6 protein-coding genes and 1 pseudogene are annotated in these 7,742 nt (G+C 41.2%); 6 read left to right on the top strand and 1 reads right to left on the bottom strand.

The features are described from left to right. The 3 genes from V7137_RS28130 to V7137_RS28120 form a co-directional block, all read left to right on the top strand. Nucleotides 1–696, top strand: a 696-nt coding sequence (locus V7137_RS28130) for a YitT family protein (RefSeq protein ID WP_335701115.1), incomplete at its 5' end; no start/stop codon positions are given. A 422-nt stretch (nt 697–1,118) separates the two neighbouring features. Beyond that, complete coding sequence (locus V7137_RS28125) at nt 1,119–2,486, top strand: dipeptidase (protein WP_335701114.1); 1,368 nt, start codon at nt 1,119–1,121, stop codon at nt 2,484–2,486. A gap of 114 nt (nt 2,487–2,600) precedes the next feature. Then, nucleotides 2,601–3,353, top strand: a complete 753-nt coding sequence (locus V7137_RS28120; RefSeq protein ID WP_335701113.1) for an NADPH-dependent oxidoreductase — start codon at nt 2,601–2,603, stop codon at nt 3,351–3,353. Between the two features lie 345 nt (nt 3,354–3,698). On the opposite strand, the gene V7137_RS28115 is transcribed toward V7137_RS28120, so the two are convergent. Further along, nucleotides 3,699–5,264, bottom strand: coding sequence for an MIR domain-containing protein (locus V7137_RS28115; RefSeq protein WP_335701112.1), 1,566 nt, complete (start codon nt 5,262–5,264; stop codon nt 3,699–3,701). Between the two features lie 417 nt (nt 5,265–5,681). Between V7137_RS28115 and V7137_RS30840 the strand changes: the two genes are divergently transcribed. The 3 genes and pseudogenes from V7137_RS30840 to V7137_RS30830 all read left to right on the top strand — a co-directional run. Beyond that, the gene (locus V7137_RS30840; protein WP_420490193.1) at nt 5,682–5,831 is read left to right on the top strand and encodes a DnaB-like helicase C-terminal domain-containing protein; all 150 of its coding nucleotides are present in this window, start codon (nt 5,682–5,684) and stop codon (nt 5,829–5,831) included. 7 nt (nt 5,832–5,838) lie between these two features. Then, a complete protein-coding gene (locus V7137_RS30835) occupies nt 5,839–6,309 on the top strand; it encodes a DnaB-like helicase C-terminal domain-containing protein (RefSeq protein ID WP_420490192.1) in 471 nt (156 codons plus the stop codon). A gap of 577 nt (nt 6,310–6,886) precedes the next feature. Beyond that, nucleotides 6,887–7,030, top strand: a pseudogene (locus tag V7137_RS30830) (thermonuclease family protein); the annotation flags it as partial. Between the last annotated feature and the right edge of the window lie 712 nt (nt 7,031–7,742).

Here is a 7,742-nt window from a genome sequence, read left to right as displayed (position 1 = left end):
CCATTAGGTGTTCTAATTGCTATTATAAATATTCCCTTTATCTGGTTAGGATATAAACAAATTGGAAAAAGTTTCGCCTTATTTTCGATTATCGGGATCGCTTCACTAGCGGTTGGAACAAGTCTCTTGCATCATACCCCTGCTATTGTTGAGGGGGATACTTTGTTAGTTACAGTGGTTGGCGGTATTATCCTTGGATTTGGGATGGGGTTAGCCTTACGTAATGGCGGTGCATTAGATGGAATTGATATGCTGGCCGTCCTCCTATCTCGAAAATTACCGTTTGGTACAAGTGATCTCATTCTTTTCTTAAACATATTTGTATTTATTTTCGTTGCCTTTGTATTTGGTTTACAAGGGGCGATTCTGTCGGCCATTGCTTACTTTATAGCTTCGAAAGTGATTCACATTGTGGAAGAAGGTTTAAGCGGCTCTAAAACCTTCAATATTATCACCACTCAGCCAGAAATAATGGTAGAGACCATCCGCAATCGTTTAGGTCGAAGTGCAACGTATAAAGAAGCTTATGGCGGCTTTTCCCATGAAAAATTTAAAGAAATCACCTGTGTCATTAACCGCTTAGAAGAAACAAAATTAAAAGAAATCATCAATGAACTGGATCCAAAATCCTTTGTTACCGTATATGACGTAGCAGAGGTGAAGGGCGGTAATTTCAGAAAGCATAACATTCATTAGATGAAAGGATGAATGGGGTAAGTTTCTCCCATTTTGATCTTTCTTACAGGTGTTTTTAATGTGAAACAAATAGACAACCACCGTTTAATACAATCGTCTTAATCAACTAAAAGCCTTCAAATAGATGGAAAAACTAACTTCCACCTATTTGACGGCTTTTCTTTTTAACTATTTATTCGTAAGAAAAGTGGTTATGCTAAAATTTACGGATATTTAAGGTAAGCGATGAAAAAAATGCATTAAATGGTTCACTCTTAACAAATTTAATAGAATTTGCAATCTAAAATGGAATCCATCATTTTTTTTCTGTATTATTTAATAGGAGCGCAGTCATTGAGTGAAAAAATGCTCGGCCCTTCTTGAATTCAAGAATGTCTTTTTATATCAATTATTAATGAAAATAAACTAGAAAAGGTGAGAACATGAGTCAATTATCCGAGTTGTTATCCAATCAACATAATCAAAATGTCGAGGAATTAAAAGAATTGCTCCGGATTCCCAGCATCAGTTCCTTATCAGAGCATAAAGAGGACATCCAAAAAGCAGCTTCATGGATTGCCAATAAATTAGAAAGCATTGGATTGGAACATGTTGAAATCGTCCAGACAAAAGGCCATCCGATTATCTATGCGGACTGGCTTCATCAGGAAAACGCCCCAACCGTCTTAGTGTACGGCCACTATGATGTACAGCCCGTTGACCCTGTTCATTTATGGGAAACGCCTCCGTTTGAACCAACGATTCGTGATGAAAAGATCTTTGCCAGAGGGGCAACCGACGACAAAGGGCAGACGTTCTTACATATCAAAGCAGTGGAAACCCTATTGAAATTAGAAGGTAAATTACCGGTAAACATAAAATTCTGCATCGAAGGAGAAGAAGAAATCGGAAGTCCTCATCTTCCGCCATACTTATCCGAAAATAAAGAGAAATTATCCTGTGATGTGGTCGTTATATCCGATTCTGATATGTGGGACAGAGGCGTCCCTGCCATCACCTATTCTTTAAGAGGTCTTTGTGCACTGGAATTTTCCCTAGAAACCGCTAATTCGGATTTGCACTCGGGCATGTTCGGCGGGGGAGTCCAGAACGCCAACCATTTATTGGTACAGCTGCTTTCAACTCTTCATGATGCAAACGGAAAAGTAAATGTGGACCATTTTTATGATGATGTCGAGGAATTAACAGAATTTGAAAAAGAACAAATAAAAGCATTGGGTTTTGATGAAGAAAAGCTAAAAAAATCATTAGGTTTAACAGATTTAACCGGAGGGGAAAACAATTTCCCATACCCTGAGAGAATCAGTTCACGGCCAACATTAGAAATAAACGGATTATGGGGAGGATTTCAGGGGGAAGGGACAAAAACGGTCATCCCAAACGAGGCACATGCTAAAATCACTTGTCGTCTCGTCCACAATCAAAACCCTGAAAAGATTCAACAATTGATCAAAGAGCATCTAGAAGAACATGCGCCAAAAGGCTGTACCGTAAAAGTGTCTCTCCAAGATACGGGGAATCCATTTTTAACCCCGATCGACAGCCCGATGATACAAAAAGCGGCTGAAGCCTATGAGAACATCTATGGGAAAGCACCTGTTTACAAAAGAGAAGGCGGTTCGATTCCGATTGTATCAGATTTCAACCAATCCCTACATGCTCCTGTTGTCTTAATGGGCTTCGGTTTGCCAGATGAAAATCTTCATGCTCCAAACGAACACTTTAACTTAGAAAACTTTGATAAAGGGATCTTAACCATTTGTTCCTTTTTAGAACTTCTTAATAAGTAAAAAAGTGCCTGACACCACCAGTGAATATACGGGTGGTGTCAGGCACTTTTATTCGATTCGGGTGTTTGAAATGGAAGCTGAGTGTGTAGTATCGTAGACACGAGGAGTGATAGTATGAACGAAACCATTCAATTATTAAAAAATCATCGCTCAGTTAGGGACTTCGACACTGAAAAAGAGGTAAGCGAAGCCCAGATACAAACCATTATTGAGGCGGCTTTGGCTGGTCCAAATTGGATTAATGGTCAGCAAGTGAGTGTGATCGAAGTCAGGGAGCCTGAAAGGAAAGCAGCCTTGGCGAAAGCGGCTGGCAACCAAAGATGGATTGAGGAAGCTCCAGTTTTTCTAGTGTTTTGCATGGATTTTTACCGGGCGAAACTGGCTGCTGAAAAAAATGGGACTGAGTTTAAAATTGTCGAGGACTTAGAATCCATTATTATCGGTTCAACAGATGTAGGGATCGCTCTCGGAAGCGCGGTGATAGCGGCTGAATCGATGGGACTCGGGATCGTTCCAATTGGAGGATTACGGAGAAATCCCCAAACCTTTGTTGACCTATTGAATCTTCCTGAATATGTTTTTCCAATCTCAGGTCTGGTCGTCGGATATCCACGATCCGTCCCCGCTCAAAAACCAAGGCTGCCAATTAATGCTACCCTTCAAAAAGAACAGTATGATACGAAAATTCAAAAGGAAATTATTGACCAATATGATCAAACGATAACATCCTATATGTCTGAACGTTCTAGCGGAAAAGATACCAGTGACTGGTCAAGTAAGGTCGCACAATTCTATGATTCTGGTTTTGACCAATACGCAAAAAATTCCAGTCCTACGGTTAAAAAGCAAAGATTTCAATACAAGTAGAAAAAGTGAATCTTAACTTTATTGTATTTACCTATTATGTTACTTTCTCCCGTTACATCTTAACCATAATCACATTATGTTAACTAAAATGGTCAAAGGCACCTCTTAACTAGATAATATAGAGGTGTCTTTTTACTATCTGTAAAAATCACACGGGATAAACTATCAAAACAAAATGAGCTAGGGTGTCCTTTAAAATAGGGACACCCTTTTGTAACAAGAACGGAATATAAATTTTTTTATTTTAAACCCATCGTTTTAACTAGCCAATGGAATACTTTCTTCCGATCAGATGAGGTTGAAGTTTCCGATTAAGGTGCGGACTTCTTGAATCCCAGGCCATTCTCAGCGGATTTCGAGGAGCCACCACCAGTCATTGTCGTCACGACCACCGAAGCCGGTTACCTCCTGTTGGCCGGCTGTCCATTTGGGATGGCTATGCCCGCTGTGGGAGTGGAGCGTATGGTTGGTACTCATGTGAACAAGTCGGACTCTCCGCTCGGCGCTCCACTGGCCGCCACCCTCGACCTCGACCCGCCAGTTATCGTTGTCGTCGCCCTGACCTCCGGAGCCAAAGCAGGTCGCCTCCTGCTGACCAGTGACAGGGGAAGGGTGTCCATAGTGGCTGTGCAGGTTTCGTTGCGTGAGCACGTGCTCGAGACGAATCACATCCCCATGTCGGACTACTTCAGCATTCCTGTGGTTCGCTTGCGTTCCATTAGGCCCCTTGATCCTCCAGAGGTCATTGTCATCGGCACCTTTGAAACAGGTGACCTGCTGCTGACCTGAGCTGCCGCTGTGGTCGTAGTTCAGTGCGTGCGAATGGAGTGTCAGCCCCGTCCACAGATGACTTACCTTAATGGTCTGACCGTATCGGACCGTATCATTGGCCGCCGGCGGCTTGCTTGTGAACACGGGCGGTGTCTTCTGTTGGTAGTCGATTACGAAAAATCCCCGCCAAGGGTCGGTGTTCGTGGCATCAAAGTGTGGGTTGCCTCGCTCTGAGGACAAAACTACCTCCGATTTTATCGTGTTATTATCGTAGACGAACACTTTCATAATGTCGGCCTTTGAGTGCCACTCATATCCATAGGCTAGAACCTGGTGATTCTTTGATCCGATCTCCCCGAGGTTGGTTGCATCTATCAGCCCGAGGACGACCGGACGACCGGCGTCGATAAGCGACCGTAGCTTTGGAAATTCTTCCTCCTTCGTCCAGCGGGTGACACCCTTTCCACCAAGGACGGTAGAATGATCGGACGCCAAGGTCCAATGAACATACTTGATGGAGGAGGGAACAAGGAAACTGTCCATAAGTCGACTGTAAATGTAATCCGCAAGCCAGTGTCCATCCGGTGGAACCTTTGCATTGAACAGGTTCCCGGTGTATTTCGGAACAGGAATGCCCTTGAGGAAGTAGTCGAGCGCGGCAAAAGCCATTCCCCCGCACCGACCCTGTGTTGTCACCTGCCCATAGCCCGGAATATTAGCTATAGAATTGACGAATTTGTTTGGAAACAAGAACCCGTGAATGGCTGGGTCAAAACCAAGTTTTCGAAAATGGCGCCACGTTCCCGAGTCCCAGAGCGCTTTTCCCTGGTTAGTATAAATCACTGCATTCCCATCGTCCTGGAGGATGAGGTATGCTCCGGCGTTCCCCGCGGTGCTAGAGGACCAGACCTCCTGGCCATCTGCCTTGCAGACGCCAAGGCTGCCATTATCCCTCATGACTGCTTTCACAGCACCACTTCCGTTGGTGCCGGACGCCCAGACAGGAATGTGTTGGCCTTTATGTACTTCGTAGAGTACGAAGTTTCCATCGCCCTGCATGATCAGAAATGCTCGCTCATTGTTCGCTGTGATTTGCTGGTTTGCCTGGAGTTCCTGCCCTGGCTGAAGCTGGTTGGTCATCCAATAATCACTCCATTTTCATGGTAAAAATTTAATGTTTTTTCTAAAACGATCTAGTAAGTTGCTTGAACCGCAATGAACTATTAAACATTGGAACTTTACCTACCTCATTCATCACTCGATTGGAAATTTAAGGTAAGTAATTACCACATATATATTATCAGTCAAAATTGTTAAAAGGTGTCGATTGATAAAGTCATAAATAAGTTTTCTTTCATCATTTACCGATTCCTTTCACCAAGATTAATAATAAACTAATAGAACAATAAAATAGGAAATGGGGATAAAAGATAAAGAGGTGTGAGGTATCCTCTATTTTATGAATTCAAAAGTGGAAGTATCATCCAATAAAAGGGGCAATTATGAAGTAATAATTATTAACAAAAAAATTGAAAGAGATAAAAGTTCTTTCTCTCGTTGATCCACTCTGGTCAATTTTATGGAGGGAATTCCTATTTACAAGTAACGGAAATTTCCAAATCTCTTAAAACGATGGCGAAGGATTATAATTGCCCCGTAATTTGTTTGGCCCAGCTTAATCGCTGGGTGGAAATCAAGAGCCATTAAACGGCCGATGATGTCTGATATTCGGGAATCGGGCAGAGTTGAACAGGACGCCGATGTCATTTTGTTCTTGTTTCGTGAGTCGTATTATGACAAGGACACGGACAATCATACCCTTGAAATCATTTTCTCGAAAAACAGAAATGGTCCAGTTGAAAGCATCTCTGTAAATTACAACGATCTTTCAGGCAGGATTGAGGACCAAAAGGAATCGATTCAAAACAATGTATTAGGTTTTCATAAAGTGGGCATATACTCTCTGAAGATGAACCAGAAGGAGTTTGTCTTTATCTTTGCAGCCAGCAAGCAAGAATCAATGCAATTATATACCAAAACATTTCATCAAAACCCATTAAACTGTCATGCTTATTTGCTAGATTACCAGCTCGCTAGAGGAAATGAAGTGATTTCGTTTCGAGAAATGAGGAAGGAATTCATTAGTTTTCCAGCTATAGCGGGGTATTTTAAGAGGGAGTGGTGAGAGATAGTGAACCAACCCACCTCTCATTGCCTTCCTCTAGCGGGATGGTTATGATACGAACCAGTCGAAACAGAGAATGATAGGATGGAACTCGTTCATGCCAAGCATCGAAATTGGTCAGACCGGAACTGTCAACTACGTTTCAGCTAGCAATATGGTTAGTTTGTAAACGTGGAAGTATGAAGGCACGGGGGGATATTCATAAGAAAACGAAAGAGTGAAGTCGCCATTATAGCTTCAGTACCTGTCTAGCATTCTATTCATTGCCATCACAGAAAGAAGAAAAGTCACAGGAGGTCAGCCTTCAGGTGATTGAGAGTCAAGTAAGTGACTTACTGAAGGGAAAAGCGTTTGTCCTTTCAACTAATCAGGTTCCCATTTCTTTAGTCGATACAATTGATGGCGATACCATCAAAATATGAGTAAACGGAAAAGTCGAAACGGTTCCTATTTATTGGTCAATACACCGGAAACATCAAACCCAAAAATATGTGTCCAACTCTATGCAAAGGAAGCATTCACACGGAATAGTGAACTAGTATAAAGCGGCAAGTTAACCTTAGAGTTTGAACGACGGAACAGGAGAGATTCCTACGAACGACTGTTAGCCTATGTTTATGTGGATGGTGAATCGATTCAAAGAACACTGCTAGAAGAAAGACACGCACGTGTGGCTTATATCATGAATCCTCCCTATATATATCTTGAACAATTTAAGTAGGATGAAAGTCTAGGAAAAAGGGAAAAAAGCAATATCTGGAGTCGGTCGAATTTTGTGACGAACTGGGGATTTATTAGGAGTTTGCAATAAAACAAATTTAACCATTGGGTCGTCTTCTAAAATTAAGGAGAGCGAATAAATAATCAAAGTCATGTACCGAAAAGGAGCGCCTGTTCGACCCCATCATCAGTATTTTTAGATAAACCGGCTATATTATAAAAACGATTAAACACTCACAAATGTTGATATACTAATGTTTGTGAGTGTTTTTTGTTAAGTCATTATGTATAATTATTTTCCTCTATTGCATCTTGGATATAATTATTACAACTAACAAATTAAATAGGGTAATAATGAGGTTTCTATCTACTAGTAGAAAGCCTTTTTTGTAAGAATTAATTATTTGGTGTCGGTATAGGGAACGAAGTGTTAAAATAAGGTAATAATGAAGAAAAGACAGGTTTGGATGACCTCATTTATTTTAAACAGTAATGAATTAATGAATTTAGATATCTGAATAGAAAAAAATTAGGAATAGTCTGTTAAAATGGGATCAATTCAAACAAACGAGATCTGTGGGTAGCTTTTTGGCTTTTAGAAGTTATATGATTGTGAGAGATATAGAGATTGCTAGTTTCAATTCGTTTGGAGAATTTGTTAGTATTACATATCGGCAAACCACAAGAGCTTATACTATACATAACATATATTC

This window comes from Neobacillus drentensis, from assembly GCF_036962765.1.
Lineage (GTDB): Bacteria > Bacillota > Bacilli > Bacillales > Cytobacillaceae > Neobacillus > Neobacillus drentensis_C.
The sequence above is the reverse complement of the archived record's forward strand: the minus strand, read 5'-3'. Positions and strand labels throughout refer to the sequence as shown.